This window comes from Promicromonospora sukumoe 327MFSha3.1, assembly GCF_000385135.1.
Classification (GTDB): Bacteria; Actinomycetota; Actinomycetes; order Actinomycetales; family Cellulomonadaceae; genus Promicromonospora; species Promicromonospora sukumoe_B.
The window spans coordinates 267,770-285,089 of record NZ_ARQM01000011.1; the positions used below are offsets into that span (position 1 = coordinate 267,770).

General features: G+C 73.4%; 15 protein-coding genes. 12 read left to right on the forward strand and 3 right to left on the reverse strand.

Annotated features, from left to right (window positions below):
- Window positions 1-92: 92 nt before the first annotated feature.
- Both H291_RS0114965 and H291_RS0114970 read right to left on the reverse strand, forming a co-directional pair.
- Window positions 93-590 (reverse strand): GyrI-like domain-containing protein, encoded by a 498-nt coding sequence (locus H291_RS0114965; RefSeq protein WP_020015818.1) that lies wholly within the window; start codon window positions 588-590, stop codon window positions 93-95.
- Between the two features lie 37 nt (window positions 591-627).
- Window positions 628-1,215, reverse strand: coding sequence for a TetR/AcrR family transcriptional regulator (locus tag H291_RS0114970; protein ID WP_020015819.1), 588 nt, complete (start codon window positions 1,213-1,215; stop codon window positions 628-630).
- An 86-nt stretch (window positions 1,216-1,301) separates the two neighbouring features.
- On the opposite strand from H291_RS0114970, the gene H291_RS0114975 reads away from it, so the two are divergent.
- From H291_RS0114975 to H291_RS0115000, 6 genes are all read left to right on the forward strand, one after another.
- Window positions 1,302-2,222, forward strand: coding sequence for a class I SAM-dependent methyltransferase (locus tag H291_RS0114975; protein WP_020015820.1), 921 nt, complete (start codon window positions 1,302-1,304; stop codon window positions 2,220-2,222).
- A gap of 306 nt (window positions 2,223-2,528) precedes the next feature.
- A complete protein-coding gene (locus H291_RS33400) occupies window positions 2,529-4,280 on the forward strand; it encodes an RNA polymerase sigma factor (RefSeq protein ID WP_020015821.1) in 1,752 nt (583 codons plus the stop codon).
- Window positions 4,281-4,378: 98 nt separating this feature from the next.
- Window positions 4,379-4,951: a sigma-70 family RNA polymerase sigma factor gene (locus H291_RS0114985; RefSeq protein WP_020015822.1), complete on the forward strand. Its 573-nt coding sequence runs from the start codon at window positions 4,379-4,381 to the stop codon at window positions 4,949-4,951.
- On the forward strand, window positions 4,948-6,666 hold the full coding sequence (locus H291_RS0114990) for a hypothetical protein (RefSeq protein ID WP_020015823.1): 1,719 nt from the start codon (window positions 4,948-4,950) through the stop codon (window positions 6,664-6,666). The genes H291_RS0114985 and H291_RS0114990 overlap by 4 nt, the downstream gene beginning before the upstream one ends.
- A gap of 178 nt (window positions 6,667-6,844) precedes the next feature.
- Window positions 6,845-7,396, forward strand: coding sequence for a sigma-70 family RNA polymerase sigma factor (locus H291_RS0114995; protein WP_020015824.1), 552 nt, complete (start codon window positions 6,845-6,847; stop codon window positions 7,394-7,396).
- Window positions 7,393-8,406, forward strand: coding sequence for a hypothetical protein (locus tag H291_RS0115000; protein WP_026365773.1), 1,014 nt, complete (start codon window positions 7,393-7,395; stop codon window positions 8,404-8,406). Before H291_RS0114995 ends, H291_RS0115000 begins: the two co-directional genes overlap by 4 nt.
- 53 nt (window positions 8,407-8,459) lie before the next feature.
- Here H291_RS0115000 and H291_RS30280 read toward each other — a convergent pair whose 3' ends face one another.
- Window positions 8,460-9,896 (reverse strand): oxygenase MpaB family protein, encoded by a 1,437-nt coding sequence (locus H291_RS30280; RefSeq protein WP_051109502.1) that lies wholly within the window; start codon window positions 9,894-9,896, stop codon window positions 8,460-8,462.
- 117 nt (window positions 9,897-10,013) lie between these two features.
- Here H291_RS30280 and H291_RS0115010 point away from each other — a divergent pair, with 117 nt between their 5' ends.
- The 6 genes from H291_RS0115010 (at window position 10,014) to H291_RS0115035 (ending at window position 17,302) form a co-directional block, all read left to right on the forward strand.
- Window positions 10,014-11,105 (forward strand): hypothetical protein, encoded by a 1,092-nt coding sequence (locus H291_RS0115010; protein WP_020015827.1) that lies wholly within the window; start codon window positions 10,014-10,016, stop codon window positions 11,103-11,105.
- Between the two features lie 192 nt (window positions 11,106-11,297).
- Window positions 11,298-11,891 (forward strand): sigma factor-like helix-turn-helix DNA-binding protein, encoded by a 594-nt coding sequence (locus tag H291_RS0115015; RefSeq protein WP_020015828.1) that lies wholly within the window; start codon window positions 11,298-11,300, stop codon window positions 11,889-11,891.
- Window positions 11,888-13,141 (forward strand): hypothetical protein, encoded by a 1,254-nt coding sequence (locus tag H291_RS0115020; protein ID WP_020015829.1) that lies wholly within the window; start codon window positions 11,888-11,890, stop codon window positions 13,139-13,141. Before H291_RS0115015 ends, H291_RS0115020 begins: the two co-directional genes overlap by 4 nt.
- A 115-nt stretch (window positions 13,142-13,256) precedes the next feature.
- Window positions 13,257-14,639 carry a M18 family aminopeptidase gene (locus H291_RS0115025; protein WP_020015830.1) on the forward strand — a complete coding sequence of 461 codons (1,383 nt, stop codon included), beginning with the start codon at window positions 13,257-13,259 and terminating at the stop codon, window positions 14,637-14,639.
- Between the two features lie 408 nt (window positions 14,640-15,047).
- Complete coding sequence (locus H291_RS30285; protein WP_198012508.1) at window positions 15,048-16,562, forward strand: helix-turn-helix domain-containing protein; 1,515 nt, start codon at window positions 15,048-15,050, stop codon at window positions 16,560-16,562.
- Complete coding sequence (locus H291_RS0115035; RefSeq protein ID WP_020015832.1) at window positions 16,559-17,302, forward strand: haloacid dehalogenase-like hydrolase; 744 nt, start codon at window positions 16,559-16,561, stop codon at window positions 17,300-17,302. Before H291_RS30285 ends, H291_RS0115035 begins: the two co-directional genes overlap by 4 nt.
- Window positions 17,303-17,320: the final 18 nt, after the last annotated feature.

Consider the following 17,320-nt stretch of genomic DNA (forward strand, 5'->3'; position numbering starts at 1 on the left):
TTCCCCTTTGAGGTCTAAGTTTCTTCGCTCTGCGGCTGTCCAAAGCGAAGAAACTTAGGCCTCAAAGGGGATCGGTCATCCGCGTCCAGGGATCAGTCCGCCAGCTTGAACGCGAGCTCCGTGTCCCACTGCGCCATGTCAGGCTGCTCCGCGGGGTCGGTCAGGTAGAGCTCGAGCCGGCCCGCCCAGGCGTCGCCGGCGTCGGTGTCGTGCCGGTCGAAGGTGAGTCCCTCCTCCTCGGCCCACCGCAGCAGCGCACCGGTGGCGTCGACCAGGCTGTCGGGGTGCCCGTGGTGGACGGTCGTCACGTACCGCCCGGCCGGGATCGCGCCCACCGTGACGTCGCCGGACGAGGTGAGTGCGGCGTCGTCGGGCACGGGGAAGCCGACCTCGACGACGAGCTCGGCGTCCATGTCGATCACTTGGTACCGGAAGTACGGGGCGCCGGCGGGGTGCGAGCCGTGCTCGACGATCCAGCCGGCGACCTCGGGGATGCGGTCGGCGATCCTCGCGATCTCGGACATGGTGACCGTGTCGGTGATGCCGGCGGTGGCGGTCTCGGGGCGCGTCTCGACGCGGTAGGTGCTCATGCGGGTCGGACCGTCCGGACGCCGCGGACTCATCGGTCTAGCGGAGCGCGCCGACCAGGACGGACTCGACCAGCTCGCGGACGGCGGTGTCGTCCGGCCGTGCGCCGAGCTCGCCCGCGAACATCAGGTGCCCCGTGCCCACGACCGTCATCGCGAGGTAGCGGGGCTCGGCGCCGGGCGTTACGCGCCCGTACGACTGCTCGGCGGTCAGGTAGGTCGCCAGCGCCCCGGTGATCTCGGCGAGCAGCGGCACACCCGCGGGCGAGGTCTCGCGCAGCCGGCGGCGCAGCTCGTCGCGCGCCGTGATGAGCGCGACGACGGCGAGCGCGACGTCGTCGAGCGTCGTGGCCAGGAACCCGGACACGTTGCCGACCACCGTGCCGGTGCCCGCGGCGGCGATCAGGCGTTCGCCGGCGTCGTCGGCCTGCTGGATGCGGGAGCGGACCAGCGCGGCGAGGAAGTCGTCGAAGTCCGCGAAGTGGCGGTGCAGCACACCTTTGGCGACACCGGCCTCGTCGGTCACGGCGCGGCTGGTCAGCGCCGCGGCGCCGCCCGTCGCGAGCAGCCGTTCCGCGGCGGCCACGAGCTGGGCGCGCGGGTCCTGGAGCGCCACTCCGGTGGGCATGGACGGCCCCTCTCCTGTCGCCGGGCCGCGGGGGTGCGGCTGAAGCAATGTTGCACGAGTGGGCGACTGCCCACTAGCGTGGGCGCATGCCCACTTCGAGCTCGTCCGGCGACCTCACCAGCTCTCACCTGCATCGCGGCGCCGCCGAAGGGTTCGGCGCGGACGCCGAGCGGTACGACCGCTCGCGGCCCGTCACGCCACGTGCGGTCGCGGACGCCGTCCTCACCTTTCTGTCCGACGGCGGCCGGCTGGGCGCCGGCGGCAGGCTGGGCGACGGCCGGGCAACCGAGGCCGACGGCACGCCGGGCGCAGCCGTCGAACCCGTGCCGCCCCGCCTGCTCGACGTCGGCATCGGCACCGGCCTCTCCGCCCTGCCGTTCCGCGCCGCGGGCGCCGAGGTACTGGGCGTCGAGGTCGACGCCCGCATGGCGGCCGTGGCCCGGGCGCGCGGCCTCGACGTCGAGGTGGCGCGGTTCGAGGACTGGGACCCGGCGGGCCGGCGGTTCGACGCCGTCGTCTCCGGCATGACGTGGCACTGGGTGGACCCGGTCGCGGGTGCCGCGCAGGCCGCCCGGACACTGCGCGACCGGGGCGTGCTGGCGGTGTTCTGGCACGCGGCCGACCTGCCGCCCACGCTCCGGGCGGCGCTGCACGGCCTCTACTCCCGCGAGCTGGCCGGCACCCCGGGAGCGGGCATGTACGCGCCCGGCCGCTCGGCCGCCGACGGCTACGAGGCGATGCTCGACCGCGCCGAAGCAGGCCTGGCGGAGGTTGGCGGGTTCGGCACTCCGCAGCGCTGGCGGCACGCCTCGGAGCGCCGGTACACGGCCGACGAGTGGCTGGACCAGGTGCCGACGTCGGGCGGGTTCGGCCGGCTGCCCGAGCCGGTGCAGCGCGCGGTCCTGGCCGGAGTCCGGGGCGCCCTGGAGGAGAACGAGGCCGTGACCGACGGCGCGTTCACCGTGCGCCACACCACCGTCCTGCTGGCGGCCCGCCGCACGGCCTGACCACCACGACCCGGCTGGCCCGGACCCGCCCCGCCCGTCCCAGCAGACCCCGCCCAGCCGATCCCGTCCCGCCCGATCCCGTCCCGGCCGATCCCGTCCCGGCCGATCCCGCCCCGCCCGATCCCGTCTCGACCGATCCCGTCTCGACCAATCTCCTTTGAGGCCCAAGTTTCTTCGCTTTGCGCCGCCGCAAAGCGAAGAAACTTAGGCCTCAAAGGGGATCGCCCCAGCAGACCCGGTCTCAGGCATCATCGTTTTGCCCCCACCGCCCGTCGGAGAGGGTGAGAGGGAAAGGGGGCGTCACCGATGGCGCAGTGGGAGAGCGAGCTCGAGGAGCTCATGGCGCGGCGGGGCCGCGCACTGGTGGGGTACGGGTACACGCTGTGCCGGGACCGGGGGCAGGCCGAGGACCTGGTGCAGGACGCGCTGGTCAAGGTGTTCTCGCGGCTGCGGCGTCCCCGGGACATGTCCGGCACCGCCCAGGTCACGGACCTGGACCAGCCGCGACTGACCAACGCGGAGGCCTACGTGCGCCGGGCCATGCTGACCATCTACCTGGACGGCTACCGCCGGCAGACGAGCTGGACCGGCATCAAGCACCTGCTGGCGGACGACGACCGGGCGCCCGCCGCGGAGCGCGTCGCGACGGCCCGGGTCGACGTCGGCGTGGCGCTCGCCAGGCTCTCCCCGCGGCAGCGCGAGTCGGTGGTGCTGCGGTTCTTCGAGGACATGACGGTGCCGCAGATCGCGCAGACCCTGGGTACGAGCCCGGGCACCATCAAGCGGCACCTGTCCAACGCGATGGACCTGCTGCGCGACTCGCTCGCGGAGATCACGGTCCCGGAGATGGACACGACGCTGGACGAGCGGCTCGACGCGGTCTCTGGCCTGGTGCGCCGTCGCCGCGGGGTCAAGGTGGCGGCCATCGGCGGCGCCTCGCTGGTGGTCGCGGGCATGCTCGCCGTCGCTGCGCTGTGGGGGCCGTCGCGGCTCCTGTCCGAGCCGGTGGTCCCGGCCACGCAGAGCCCCGAGCTGTCCAGCGCCCAGGCGGGCGGGCAGGTGCCCAGCCAGTGGAGCGAGCACGGCCCGAAGTACCAGTGCGGCATGGAGGTCACGGAGCTGACGTCGACGTCGGACACGGTGGAGCTGGAGCTGACCGGCGACCTGGAGGTCGGCGAGTACGGCCTCACCGCGCCCGTCCGGATCACCCGGACGGACACCGAGGGCCCGGCGCTGGACGGCGGCGAGCCCATGCTGGTCTTCGCCCAGAACGGCCAGGTCGTCGACCTCGGGGCGGGCTGGCACGAGGGCGGCTACGTGCTGCCCGACGCCGGGAGGTCCCAGGATGACGTCGCCGGGGCCAGCGCGGCCACGGCCTGCGGCGACTGGACCATCGGCATGGTCGCCGAGACCTACCTGGAGCCGCGGCCGGCCGGCACCTACGACGTCTACGCGGTCATGCCGTGGACCGACTTCGAGGACCAGAGCGGGATGGCCGTCAGCGAGCCGGTCACCATGGAGGTCCCGGAGGTCGATGTCGAGGCCGAGGATGCGCTGACCGTCGACATCCGCGACGGCTACCAGCCCGAGTGGCTGGCGGGCACGGACCTGACCTGCGGCGCCCACGCCTCGGACATCCCGGCCGGCCCGCACCTGCCGTGGGAGCGGTCGGGCCTGTCGCTCGGCGACGCCTCCGACGGCGACGACGCCTTCACGCCTAACGGCAAGGTCCGCGTCGTGTTCACCGAGCTCCGGGGCAAGGTCGTCGACACGACGCGCACCCCGGTCACGCTGGTCTGGATCAGCGCCGGCGGGCAGGTCGTCGGGGTGGGCCGCGACGTCTGGTCCGAGCCGGCGGAGCCGCTGCGGCTCCAGCCGAAGGGCACGCAGATCCTCGACGTGCCGCTCGAACCCGACACGACCTGCCTGACGCACCCGGAGGAGGGCATGCCCGACGGCACCTACGTGCTGTACGCCCTCACGCAGCTCGACCCCGGCGCTGACGGGGAGCCGCAGTACGTGGCCGCGGAGGCGTCCGTCCACATGATCGGTGAGTGAGCTGCCCGGTCGAGGCGGGCCGACCAACGATTCCTCCCCGGTGCGCGTCATGGGGTGTGTGGAGACGATGACAGCACACACGCACCGGGGAGGTGGCCATGGCGGGGTGGGAGACCGAGCTCGATGAGCTCATGAGGACGCGCGGGAGCGCGCTGGTCCGCTACGCCTACATGCTCTCCGGCGACCGCGCCCTCGCCGAGGACCTGGTCCAGGACGCCCTGGTGAAGGTCTACTCGCGGCTGCGCCGGCCCGGTCGCGGCGGGGTGGGCGTGGCCGCGGGGAGCAGGGCGCACGATCTCGACTCCCCGTTCACCAACGTGGAGGGCTACGTGCGGCGCGCGGTCCTGACCATCTACCTGGACGGCTACCGCAAGCGGCAGCGCTGGTCCGGCATCAAGCACCTGCTGGCCGACGACCCCAGCACCCGCGGCGCCGACCAGGCGGCGTCGGCCCGTGTCGACGTGATGACGGCGCTCGCGAAGCTCGGCGCCCGGGAACGCGCCTGCGTGGTGCTGCGCTACTTCGAGGACATGACGGTGCCGCAGATCGCCGACGCCCTGGGCACCGCCCAGGGCACGGTCAAGCGGTACCTGTCCGACGCGACCAAGAACCTGCAGGAGATCCTGCGCCCCGACGACTTCCGACCTGCCGAAGGGAGGGCCGCCCGATGAGTCACGACGACCTGAACGACCGAACCGGCCAGAACGACTTCCTGAGCGGTGCGCTCCATGGCGCAGCCGACGCCATGCCCGGTGGGGAGGCGAACGACTTGCACGTCTCGTTCGGAGTGGTGCGCGACCGTGTGCGGCGCCGTCGTGCAGTCAAGGTCGGCGGCCTCGCCGGCGCCAGCCTGGCGGTGGCGGGCGTGCTGGCCTTCGGCCTCACGCAGTCGCCGGTGTGGGACAGCGAGCCGGTGCTGCCCGGGACGCCCAGCGAGAACGTGGCCCCGAACCGGTCGGCGGAACCGACCAGCGAGCCTTCGGGGCCGCCCGCGACGAGCGTGATCCAGGACGGGTACGTGCCCTCGTGGATCAACGACCTCGACGTCGGTCTGTCGTGCGGCATGCCGGCGGAAGACCTGGAGACGACGGCGGCCGGCTGGTCGTCGACGTCGATCGGCGACATCTACTCCGTGACCTCGGAGCTGGACGGCGAGCCCTCGACGAGTCTGGGCATGGCCGCGACCGTCGAGGGGCCGGCGGACTGGTCGCTGCCCGCCCCGCCGGTCCTGGTCTGGAGCCAGGGCGGCGTGGTGGTGGACCTGGGGATGAACGTCTTCGAGGGGCCGGTTCTGCGCGAGCCGCTGGTGGGTTCCGTCGGCAACGCGACCGAGGCGCAGGGCATGGAGTTCACCACCTGCGCGCCCCGCGAGTCCGAGACGCAGGACGGCTTCGGGACGCGCCTGCCCGAGGGCGACTACGAGGTCCGGGTGGTCGGCTTCCCGCAGTCTCCCGCGGGCCAGTGGGAGACGGCGGTGAGCGAGCCCGTCACCGTCCACATCGACGCCGACGGCGCGCACAGCCCCACCGGAACGCGCGGCGGCGACGCGACCGCCGAGCCGCCGGAGCGCGTCGAGGGCGAGCTCACCCGCATGGTCCTGGACCGCAGCACCCGCTGGGTCTCGGCGCAGGAGACGCATTTCGGGTACATCACGACCGGCACCCCGGTGATCACCGCCGAGTGCGAGAGCACCAACCCCGAGGACGAGGTGTCGATCGAGGCGGTGCGCCCGTCCACCGACGAGTCGTTCGCGACGTTCGACGTCCCCTGTGATGGTGAGCCGTTCGTGTCGGACCCCGTGGTGGGCGGTGGCGAGGAGGAGGTCATCGACATCCGGCTGGCGAACGTGCCCGACGGCGTCGCGCGGTTCTGGGCGACCCTCGCCCCGGGCACGGGCGACGGCGGGAGCGGCGACGCCGCCGGGGCCTGCTCCGCGGACGGCCTCGACTCTTCCTTCGACCCGGCGAACGCGCCCAGCGAGGCTGCCGGGGCGACCGCGGGAGCCATCGTGGAGGCAGCGCTGGCCTGCGACCAGGACCGGCTCGTCGAGCTGGCGACCGAGTACCCCACGGAGCTGATGATCCCCGCCCAGCCCGCAGAGCAGGTGTTCGCCCTGCCCGAGGACGACTCGCTGCACTACCTGACGCTGGTCGGGCTCCTGGCGGGCACGCAGGGGGCCGACCAGGGGGAGGGGACATTCGTCTGGCCCCGGGTCGCGACCGAGGAGTTCCGCGAGTCGGACGAGGCCTGGCAGGAGGTGGTGGACGCGGGTGTGCTCTCGCCGGGGGACGCCGACGCGCAGCGCGCCGAGGGGCTCGGCTACACGGGGCTTCGGATCGCGATCGACGACGCCGGCAACTGGCGGTACTACTCGGCCACCCCCTGACCCCCGCCTCGTGACCGCCGTCGGCTGCCCGGCGGTGTCGTGAAAAAGTTCGGCTCGTGTCCCAACGGTTCCTGTGCCCCGCTCGTATCTGTGTGCGAGCGGGGCACAGCCGCGCCGGGCGAGGGGAGCAGGACATGAGCGGGCAGCGGATCCGACGACGGCAGGGCCGGGGCGCGGGATGAGCGCGCGGTGGGACGAGGAACTCACCGAGCTCGTCACGAGCAGGGGGCGCGCCCTCGTGGGGTACGGGTACGCGCTGACCGGTGACGTGCGCCGGGCGGAGGACCTGGTGCAGGACGCTCTCGTGCGTGTCTTCCGCCGGTTCCGCCGCCCCGAGGCGGCGGGCGTCGAGGGGCGCACCGAGTTCCCCCTGACCGACGAGGGCAGCCGGGCCGGTATCGAGGCGTACGTGCGCCGCACGATGCTCAACATCTACTTCGACGAGACGCGGCGCTTCGCGCTGTGGCGCAAGGCGCAGCCCAAGGTCGCGACGGCGGGCGAGGTGAAGGCGCCGGCGTCGGACATCACGGCCCGCGCCGACGTGACGGCCGCGCTGCGCGGCCTGTCCCCGCGGCAGCGCGCCTGCGTGGTGCTCCGCTACTACGACGACATGACGGTGCCCCAGATCGCGACCACGCTCGGGGTCGCACAGGGCACCGTCAAGCGACACCTGGCCGACGGCATCAACGCGCTGCGTGGGGTGCTGGCGACGGAAGGAAACCTCCTGTGAGCAGGCACGACGACCCCGGGTTCGACGACCTCGGCCCCGGCCGCGACGTCCTGAGGCAGACCATCGACGCGCTGGTCGACGGCGCCACCCCCCGGGGCCTGCCCAGCGTGCCGGAGGAGAACCTCGGCCGCCTGCGGCGCAGGGTGCGCACCTGGCGCATCGCCAAGGCCGGGGCGGTCGGGGTGGGTACGGCGGTCGTGATCAGCGCGCTCGCCTTCAGCGCCGCGGAGGCCTCGACCTGGACGCGGACGGAGCCGCTGCCCGGACGGCCCACCATCCAGAGCACCGACTCCGGTCCGGTGCCCTCGCAGGTCCCGACGACCCTCCTGTCGCCGGGACCGACGGCGAGCCCGTCGCCGTCTGCCTCGCCGTCGCCGTCCCCGTCGCCTTCGCCTTCGGACGTACCCGTCGGGGAGCCGACGCCGGACGCGAGCGCGTCGTCGGCCTCTGTCGACCCTGCCGACCTGATCACCGCGCCGTTCGACGACGGGTATCGGCCGTGGTTCGACGCGTATCCCGTGTGGTGCGGCATGTCCGAGGACGACCTCGTGTCGGTGAGTCCGACAGTCTCGATCGAGATCGTCGGCGAACTGACATACGAGCGCGGCCGGGGTGGGACCATCCCGGTCAGACTCTCGGGGGAGATGCCGGGCTATGTCGACCCGTCCGACGACTCGGAGTTCGACGAGGTCATCGCGGACGACGCGCTCCTGATCTGGTCACAGGGCGGGCGCGTGGTCGACCTGGGTACTTACTGGCACGAGGGCAACGACGAGATCCCGCCGGCGCTCAACGACACGGGAGAGTGGACCGGCCTGGCGTACGCGCAGCATTACACCAGCTGTATCGAGGCCGACCTGATCGAAGGTCTGTCCGGTTACGACAACGAACGGGCGGCCGGCACGTACCAGGTGCGGGCAGCGCAGATGCACAGCATCGGCCGCATTGGACACGACGACGCGCTTCAGTACCTGGTTCTGAGCGAACCCGTGACGGTGACGATCCCCTGACTCCGAACGTGTCAGATGCTCAGGTCACTCCAGGGACCTGAGCATCTGACACGTCAGGAGCGTTCCGGTCGGTAGGTCGCCAGGATCGCCCGGCTCCGGCGTCGGCCCCGGCGGTCGAGGCGCTCGCGGCCCCCGGGGAGCCGGCCGACCACGCGGTACCGCCACGTGTTGAGCGGCAGCAGGTACGCGTGCGCCCATGGCGGGCGCACCGGCAGGCCGAGCTCGCGCATGCTGCGCACCCCGAGGAACGCCGTCAGCATCGACAGCAGCCGCTCCCGCTCGAACCGTGCCCGCGCCGGCTGCCACCATGCCGGCCCGCGGTAGGACCGCTCGGCCTGGGCGGCGACCACGGCCCGCGCCAGCCGCGGCCCGGCGTCCGAGATCCCGGCCTGCGCGAGCAGCACGTGCTGGTTGAGGCGGTGGCGCGCCCACTCGTCGTCGACCAGGAAGTCGGGGTGCACGCCCAGCAGGCGCCCCACCCACTTCCACAGGTGCATCAGCGCCCGGCTGTCCGACGGCGGGACGGGCACCCCGAGCGCGCGGCACCCCAGGATCAGCGTGCCGTCGAACAGGCCGAGCGTCGCCGCCTGGTCCGCCTGGTTGATCGGCAGGCCCCAGCGGGCGGTGTCCCAGCGGGCCGTGTCGGTGCCTCGCCGGGCGGCAGCCGGGCCCGAGGCGCCCGTGCTGCCGAGGCTCCCGCCGCCCGGATCGTCCGGCGGTTCGGTGAACGACGCCGCGACCAGCGCGTGCATCACCCGGACGTGCACGGTGGCGCGCCAGGCCGGGCCGAACGGCCGCAGCGCCCCGGGCTCCGTCAGCCCCACGGTCCACTCCTGGGTCTCGGAGAGCCGGCGCAGCGTGCCGCCGGTCAGGGCGCCGGTCGCCGCGAGCAGATCCGTGGGCCCGCCGAACCGGTACCCGCCCACGAGCGAGAGCTGGAGCAGCACGTCGGCGGCGTTCTGCCCCAGCCGCCGCTGCACCGCCGCCCCCTGCTCGACGAGGTCCCAGTCCACCCAGGAGGGCACGGCGGTGACCTCCCCAAGGAACTCCTGCAACACCTGGGGTTGCCCTTGCTGGCTGGCCCCTTCCCGCCGTCGGGAATTGAGATCGCTCGGTTGCATCGAGACCGGTCCGTCAACCGACCGGTCTCGATGCAACCAACCGATCTCATCTGCGCCGCCAGCGCCAGCGCCAGCGCCAGCGCCAGGGGCAGGGGCAGCGAGCGCCGCCCGCAGCATCGCGTGCGTGACCCGGCCCTGGGCGCCCGCGGGCAGGCGCATGGCGGCGGCGAGGGCCGCCCCGGCGTCGTCCTGCTCGAAGAAGGCGCGGCCGATCCGGTCGAGGAGGGCCTCATCGACGCCGCGGACCCGGCCGAGCACGCGCAGCGGGCGGCCGATCCGCACCCCGCGGGCCTCGGCGGAGCGGAACCGGAGCGGGTACGCGGGGGCGCGCCCGGCGTCGTCCACAGGGTTGTCCACCGTCTCGGCCATGTCCTCATCCTGACCCGGACGGGTTCGGCGCGAAAAGGGATCCGACCCCAACTGTTCGCCGGACCGGGGCGTCATAGGGGGTGAAAAGCAAGTACGCCAACTACCGGGGGAACAGAGATGAGCCACGGAGACAACCGCACGGACCACGGCACGCGCGCACCTCGCGGGCGGACGGCGCGGCTGGTCGGCGTAGGCGGCGGGGCGCTGGTCGCGGCGGGCGCGCTGGTGCTGGGCGCCACGCAGCTCGCGACGCCGGGCCTGGCGGCGCCGCTTGCCACCTATGACCCGCAGGCGGCGTCGGACGTCGCGCAGCGCGACGTCCCGCAGCCGGACCTGCTGACCGGGACGCCGCTGCGGTGCGGCGCGAACCTGGCCGACCTGAGCTTCGGCAAGGACGTGACGCTCGCCGCCACCGGCGACCTGACCACGGAGTCGGTGTACTACGAGAGCGAGTGGTCCACCCATGACTCGCTGCCGCTGCGGGCGGCCGACGCCGACGGCGCGGACGCCTCGGAGAACGACCTGAACTCGCCGACCCTGGTCTGGGTGGACGAGGACGGCACGGTCGTGGACCTGGGCGGCTGGGAGAAGTACCCGATGTACCTCACCCGCGAGGACAGCGGCCCGACGGCGCAGGAGGACCGCACCTCGTCGTGCGCCCCGGACGACGCCGAGCAGTGGCTGCCCGACGGCGAGTACACGGCCTACCCGATGACCATCGAGTACTCGAGCGACACCCTGGTGGCGGGCGCCCCGCTGCCGGTGACCGTCGAGGACGGGGAGCCGCGGTGGGCGGCCGGCGGCCAGGAGGCGCCGGTGCCGTTCGAGCTGCCGGGCGACCCGGACCAGACCCTGCTCCCGGACCGCGGGTTCGGCAGCGTGGTCGTGGACCGCACCGGCACGTGGGAGCGTCGCGACACCTACCGCGCCGTCTGGCCGGATGGCGAGATCACCGAGGGCGAGGGGTACGTGGTCCAGGCGCGGTGCACGTCGTCCGACCCGGGGGACAGCATCACCTACGCGCTGTCCGGCACGTGGGGCGACGTCGCCGGCGAGATCCGGTGCGACGGCCACGACCGCACGGACGGCACCTGGGGCTACCAGGCCCCCGACGTCCCGGGCGAGCCGGTCGGCATCGAGCTGACCGACGTGCCGGACGGCGTCGCGCTCGCGTACGCGCGCCTGGTCCCGGCCTCCGTGGCGGGCTGACCCGGCCGAACCACACCGGTCGAGCCTGACCACGCAGGTCGAACCACGCCGGTCGAGCCTGTCGAGACCCCCGGGTCCCGGCAGGCTCGACCCGTGTCCGGGCAGTCCCGGCCCGCAGTCCCGCAGAATCGGTCCACAACCTCCTGGCGCCCTGGTTCGTCGACACGGTCAGGACGGCAGGAAGGAGCCGGAATGGGCTGGCACGAAGACCTGGAGCTGCTCGCCACCCAGCGGGGTGGCGCGCTCGTCGGGTACGCCTACACGCTGTGCGGCGACGTGCGGCAGGCGGAGGACCTGGTGCAGGAGGCACTGGTCAAGTACTGCTCGCGGCTGGTCGGGCGGGGCGGACGACGACGCCGGGCGGCGTCGGGCGTGTGGGCGGTACCCCTGGACGGGGCGGACGGCGCAGACGGCGGCGACGGCGCGCGGGCGCCGCAGCACCCCGAGGCGTACGTGCGCCGCATGGTGCTGAACCTGTACCTGGACGGCTGGCGCCGCAGCCGGAAGTGGGCGGACATCGCACCACGCGTGGCCGTGGAGGACGTGCGGTTCCCCGACTCGGGCGTCACGGCCCGGGCGGACGTCGTGCACGCGCTGACCCGGCTCACGCCGCGGCAGCGCGCGAGCGTGGTGCTGCGCTACTTCGAGGACATGACGATCGCGCAGGTCGCGGACGCGATGGGCACCGCGCCCGGCACGGTCAAGCGCTATCTGCACGACGCCATGCGCACGCTGCGCGACGTGCTCGAACCGGTGGAAGCGACGACGGAAGGGAAGCGGCGATGAACCGGCACGACGAATCCAGGGACCACGACCACGGCTGGGCCGATCCCGGAGGGACGGACCTCCTGGCCCAGACCCTCGGCGCGATGGCGGGCGGCGTCGACCCGGCGTCCCCGACAGGGCCTGCGGCGGCGCTGACGACTATGAGCCGGCGGGTGCGGCTGCGCCGGGGCGCCAAGCTCGGCGGGCTCGGCGGGGGAGCGCTTGCGGTGGCGGGTGCCTTGGTGCTCGGGGCCGCACAACTGGTGCCCTTGGACCAGCCTGAGACGCTGTTGCCGGGGGCGACGGCGCCCTCGCCCGTGGAGCCCTCCCCGTCGTCGTCCGGGCCGGACCTCCAGATCCAGGACGGCTACCAGCCCTCCTGGCTCGAATGGAGCGATCTGACGTGCGGTATGCAGGTCGCCGACCTGGAGTCCACGGCGCCGGGCTGGTCGGTCGAGGTGGCCGGCGACATCTATGACCGGCCAGCCGATCTCGGCGGCGGCGAATCCGTGACGGTGCGGGGTTTGGCGGCGACGGTCCAGCAGGGGGACGGGGTGCTCCAGGGGGCCCCCGTGCTGGTGTGGAGCCAGGGCGGCGTGGTGGTCGACCTGGGCGACGACGCCTTCGAGGGGTCGGACCTGCGGGCTCCGCTGGTCGGTTCCGGTGCGGACGTGATCGAGGCCAAGGGGGGTGCGTCCACGACGTGCGCGCCCAGCGGGACCGGTGAGAGCACCAGCTTCAAGACACCGCTGCCCGAGGGCGACTACGAGGTACGGGTGGTCGCCTTCCCACAGGCTGCGTCCGGCGGGTGGACGACGGCGGTGAGCGAGCCGGTGCCGGTCCGGATCGACTCCGACGGTGCACACAGCCCGACCAGGGCGCGTGGTGGCGAGTCGGCGATCGAGTTCCCGGAGCCGGTCGGCGGTCAGGTCGCGCGGTTCGAGCTGGATCGCACCACCGACTGGGTCACCGCGGAGCTGACCCAGCCCGGCTACTCGTCCGACACGCCGATGCGGGTCATGGGCCAGTGCGAAGGACCGGACCCGGAGGCCACGCTGCCGATCGAGGTTGTTCTGTGGCCCATGGGTGAGGTGCTCGCGTCCACCCAGATCAGCTGCGACGGGGCCGAGGCGGGGAGCGAGGTCGACCTCCAGACAGGCGAAGGGGCGATCATCGACATCCGGCTGCCGAGCATCCCGGACGGGGTCGGGCGGGCCTGGGTCTCTCTCGAACCGGCCACGCCCCAGGGCGGAGACACCGCGGGCGAGTAGCCACTCCGGTGTGTGAGAAGTGCATCCGGTGGTCGAGCTTGTCGAGACCCAGGTCTCGACAAGCTCGACCACCGGATGCGTCCGGGGGACCGGCGTCGGCGGAGATAATGGCCGGATGACGGACCAGAACCTCACCACCGCCCAGTCCGGACCAGTCGAGATCGCACCCGTCCAGCCCGCCGTCGTCCCGCAGGAGGCCCGCGCCCACGCCGCGGACCTCGGTGAGTTCATCGCGGCGTCGCCGTCGTCGTACCACGCGGCGGCCGAGGTGGCGCGGCGCGCGCAGGCGGCGGGCTTCACGCTCCTCACCGAGGACGCCGCCTGGCCCGTCACCCCGGGCGGGCGCTACGTCGTGGTCCGCGACGGCTCGGTCATCGCCTTCACCGTGCCCGCCACCGCCGGCCCCACGACGCCGTTCACCATCGTGGGCGCCCACACCGACTCCACCGGCTTCAAGCTGAAGCCCAAGCCGACCACGCACGGCGCCGGCGGCTGGTGGCAGGTCGGCGTCGAGGTCTACGGCGGGCCGCTGCTCAACTCCTGGCTCGACCGCGAGCTGGAGCTGGCCGGGCGGATCGTCACGCACGACGGCACCGAGCACCTGGTGCGCACCGGCCCCATGCTGCGCATCCCGCAGCTCGCCATCCACCTGGACCGTGGCGTCAACGACAACGGCCTCGCCCTGGACAAGCAGCGCCACACCCAGCCCGTCTGGGGCCTCGGCGACGCGCAGAGCGCGGACGTCCTGGCGGCGCTCGCGGCCGACGCCGGCGTCGACCCCGCGGACATCGGCGGCTACGACGTGGTGCTGGCCGAGACGCAGCCCGCCCGCGCGTTCGGCGCCGGCCAGGCGCTGTTCGCCTCCGCGCGGCTCGACAACCTGCTCTCGACGCACGCCGGGCTGACGGCGCTGCTCGGGCGGGTCTCGACGAGCTCGGCCAGCGCCGGCTCGACCAGCGAGGGCTCGACCAGCGTCGAGATGTTCGCCGCGTTCGACCACGAGGAGATCGGCAGCGCCTCGCGCTCCGGCGCCGCCGGCCCGTTCCTGGAGGAGGTCCTGGTCCGGATCTCGACCGCGCTCGGCGCCACGGCGGAGGAGCGCTCGCGCGCGTTCGCGGCGTCCCTGCACGTGTCGTCCGACGTCGGGCACGCGGTGCACCCGAACTACCCCGAGCGGCACGACCCGGCCAACCACCCCGTCGCCGGCGGCGGCCCGATCCTCAAGATCAACGCCAACCAGCGCTACGCCACGGACGCGCACGGAGCGGCCGCGTGGAACGCGGCGTGCCGGGACGCAGGGGTGCCCACCCAGGAGTTCGTCTCGAGCAACGTCGTGCCGTGCGGTTCGACGATCGGACCCATCTCGGCGACGCGTCTGGGCATTCGCACTGTCGATGTCGGAGTGCCAATTTTGTCGATGCACTCGGCCCGTGAGCTGACCGCCGTGGTCGATCCCTGGTACCTCTCACGTGCCATGAGCGCCGTCCTCGGCGGGTGAAAAGCCGAATCGTCCCGGAACGAGGCGCTAAGGACGGTTGATCGGGGCGACCTGCGCTTTTGCATGTTTCCGTTGGTTCTGTCCGGGTATACATTTGACACAATGCGGACATGAGTTGGACGTTTGTCCAAGAAAGAATCAGCCTGACCTGCGAAAACGTCCGATCCTGCTTGTCCGCTGGTCTGGAGAAAAATACCTAGTACCGTCCAGATGCATGGACCTCGTGGGGGTGATACCACTGTGGTCATCCAGAGCCGTGAACTCGGCAAAAGAGAAATGCCGGACCCTCAGGAGCCCCCTGTGCCTCGTGCAACCGTACGCACCTGCGCTCGATGTGGCTGTGTCCTCAGCCGCTACAACTCCGAAGCGCGCTGTGCCGCATGCCGGCGCACCGAGTCAGTCCCCGTGGTGTCGCTGCCCAGCGTCCCGTCACGGGTCTGGCAGGACGAAGCCGTCCGCTCGGCGCTGGCCGACTGGGACTTCGGTCAGGTCAGCCGCATGGTGCGGCAGCTCGTCCCGCTGCGGCAGGAGGACGTGGCAGCCCTGACCGGGCTGAGCCAGTCCTACCTGTCGATGCTGGAGTGCGGAGACCGCCGACTGACCGACGTCTCCCGCGTCGTCCAGTTCCTCACGGGACTGGGCACGCCGCCGGACCTGGTGCGCCTCCCGCTCCCCGGGATCAGCCCGCTGCCCGACGCCGCCGCGCCCGCTCGGACCGCGTCGTCCGGACAGGCCGCGAGCGCACCCGTGACCGTGACGCCCACCGCGCCCGACCCCACGCTGCCGTGGACGGCGGACCGCATGCTCACCGCGCTCCGCCTGGCGCACGTCGCCGACAACACGGCGGACTGGCTGCCCGCGGACTCGAACGGCCCCGTGTCGGCCACCGCGATGGCCGACGCGGCCGGGACGGACACGCCGCGGCCGGCGTCGGGCATCGCGCTCAACTCGATGATCCAGCGCTGGGACGCGGAGCAGGCGGAGCCGCTGCGCCGCGCCACCGTCGGCACCCGGGTGTCGCTGGAGCTCTGCGGGCACCTGCAGGGCACGCTCGACGAGCTCCGCGTCATGGACAAGGGCTCGGGCAGCGGGTCGGTGGCCGACCTGGCCCGTGCCCACCTCGCCCTGGTGGTCCGGATCCTGGAGCGCAGCACGTACGACGAGGTCACGGGCCGGCTGCTCGCCGCCGTCGCCGCGGACACCGCCACGCAGGCCGGCTGGTTCGCGTTCGACGCCGGGCGCACCGACGCGGCGCGCGCCTACATGCTCGCCGGGCTCCGTGCCGCGCACGCGGCGGCGGACGACCGGCTCGGCGCCGGCGCGCTGTCCTACCTCGCGATCCACGGCTACTCGAGCGGCGACCCGCGCGACGCCGTCCGGGCCGCGGAGGCGGGCCGACGCCGGATCGCCCGGCTCGACGCGCCGCACCTGTCGGCGACGCTGCTGACCCGCCAGGCGCGCGGCCACGCCGCCGCCGGCGAGGGCGAGGCCGCGCGCCGGGCCCTCGGCGAGGCGTCGGAGCTGTGTGCCCGCGGCCGCGGCGAGGACGACCCGCACTGGCTGTACTGGATGAACGAGGGCGAGATCCACGGCCAGTCCGGCTCGGCGCACCTGGCGCTCGGCAACACGGCCCGCGCCGTCGAGAGCTTCGGCCACGCGATCCGCGCCGAGCGGGCGGGCGAGCGGCGCACGCACGGGCTGTTCCTCAGCCGCGCGGCCCAGGCGCACGCCCGGGCGGGCGACCTCGACGCGGCCTGCGCCACCGGCGAGGAGGCCGTGGCCATCGCCGAGACCGTGCAGTCGGCGCGCCTGCGGGAGCACCTGCGGGACCTGTCGGCCGACCTGCGCCGAGGTGGCTCGACGCGGCGCTCCGGAGTAGGGGCGCGGGTGCTGACCGAGCGGATCGCGGCACTGGCGTCGTGACCGCGCCGGCCACCTCCGGCGGCGATGCCCGGGCCCTCGTGCTCTGGGACATCGACCGGACGCTCGTCTACGTCGGAGAGGTGGACCGGACGGCATACCGGGAGGCGTTCGCCGAGGTCGTGGGACGGCCCGCCGAACGCCTCCCGGCCAAGGGCACCGGGGTGACCATGCCGCTCGCGATCCGCGGGCTGCTGGCCGACAACGGCGTCCCCGAGCACGAGGCGGAGGACCTGCTGCCGCGGATGCTCGCGGCGGTGCCCCTGCACTTCGCGGCCCGCACCGACGAGGTGCGGCGCCTGGGGACCGTGCTCCCCGGGGCGATGGGCGCCCTGAAGGCCGTGGCCGCCGAGCCCGACCTGGTGGCCACGGTGCTGACGGGCAACCTCGAGCCGAACGCCCGCATCAAGCTCGGCGTGTTCGGCATGGACCGGTACGTCGACGCCGCCGTGGGCGGCTACTCCTCCGACGACGCCCACCGGCCCGCCCTCGTGGCGGTGGCCCAGCGGCGCGCGAGCGAGCGGTACGAGAGCGCGTTCCACAAGGGCAACACCGTGATCGTCGGCGACTCGCTGGAGGACGTGCGCACCGGCCTGGAGGGCGGGGCGCACGTGGTGGCGGTCGCCTCGGGGACCACGCCGGCGAACCGGCTGGCCGAGGCGGGGGCCGACGTGGTGCTCCCGGACCTCACCGACTCGGGCCGGCTGATCCAGGAGATCCGGGTCCTCACCGACACCGCCTGACCTCCTCGGCGAGGTCGC

What these genes read in the sequence shown, in the direction of transcription:
- H291_RS0114965 (WP_020015818.1), bottom strand. Translation starts at nt 590, where the DNA reads ATGAGCACCTACCGCGTCGAGACGCGCCCCGAGACCGCCACCGCCGGC.
- H291_RS0114970 (WP_020015819.1), bottom strand. Translation starts at nt 1,215, where the DNA reads ATGCCCACCGGAGTGGCGCTCCAGGACCCGCGCGCCCAGCTCGTGGCC.
- H291_RS0114975 (WP_020015820.1), top strand. Translation starts at nt 1,302, where the DNA reads ATGCCCACTTCGAGCTCGTCCGGCGACCTCACCAGCTCTCACCTGCAT.
- H291_RS33400 (WP_020015821.1), top strand. Translation starts at nt 2,529, where the DNA reads ATGGCGCAGTGGGAGAGCGAGCTCGAGGAGCTCATGGCGCGGCGGGGC.
- H291_RS0114985 (WP_020015822.1), top strand. Translation starts at nt 4,379, where the DNA reads ATGGCGGGGTGGGAGACCGAGCTCGATGAGCTCATGAGGACGCGCGGG.
- H291_RS0114990 (WP_020015823.1), top strand. Translation starts at nt 4,948, where the DNA reads ATGAGTCACGACGACCTGAACGACCGAACCGGCCAGAACGACTTCCTG.
- H291_RS0114995 (WP_020015824.1), top strand. Translation starts at nt 6,845, where the DNA reads ATGAGCGCGCGGTGGGACGAGGAACTCACCGAGCTCGTCACGAGCAGG.
- H291_RS30280 (WP_051109502.1), bottom strand. Translation starts at nt 9,896, where the DNA reads ATGGCCGAGACGGTGGACAACCCTGTGGACGACGCCGGGCGCGCCCCC.
- H291_RS0115010 (WP_020015827.1), top strand. Translation starts at nt 10,014, where the DNA reads ATGAGCCACGGAGACAACCGCACGGACCACGGCACGCGCGCACCTCGC.
- H291_RS0115015 (WP_020015828.1), top strand. Translation starts at nt 11,298, where the DNA reads ATGGGCTGGCACGAAGACCTGGAGCTGCTCGCCACCCAGCGGGGTGGC.
- H291_RS0115020 (WP_020015829.1), top strand. Translation starts at nt 11,888, where the DNA reads ATGAACCGGCACGACGAATCCAGGGACCACGACCACGGCTGGGCCGAT.
- H291_RS0115025 (WP_020015830.1), top strand. Translation starts at nt 13,257, where the DNA reads ATGACGGACCAGAACCTCACCACCGCCCAGTCCGGACCAGTCGAGATC.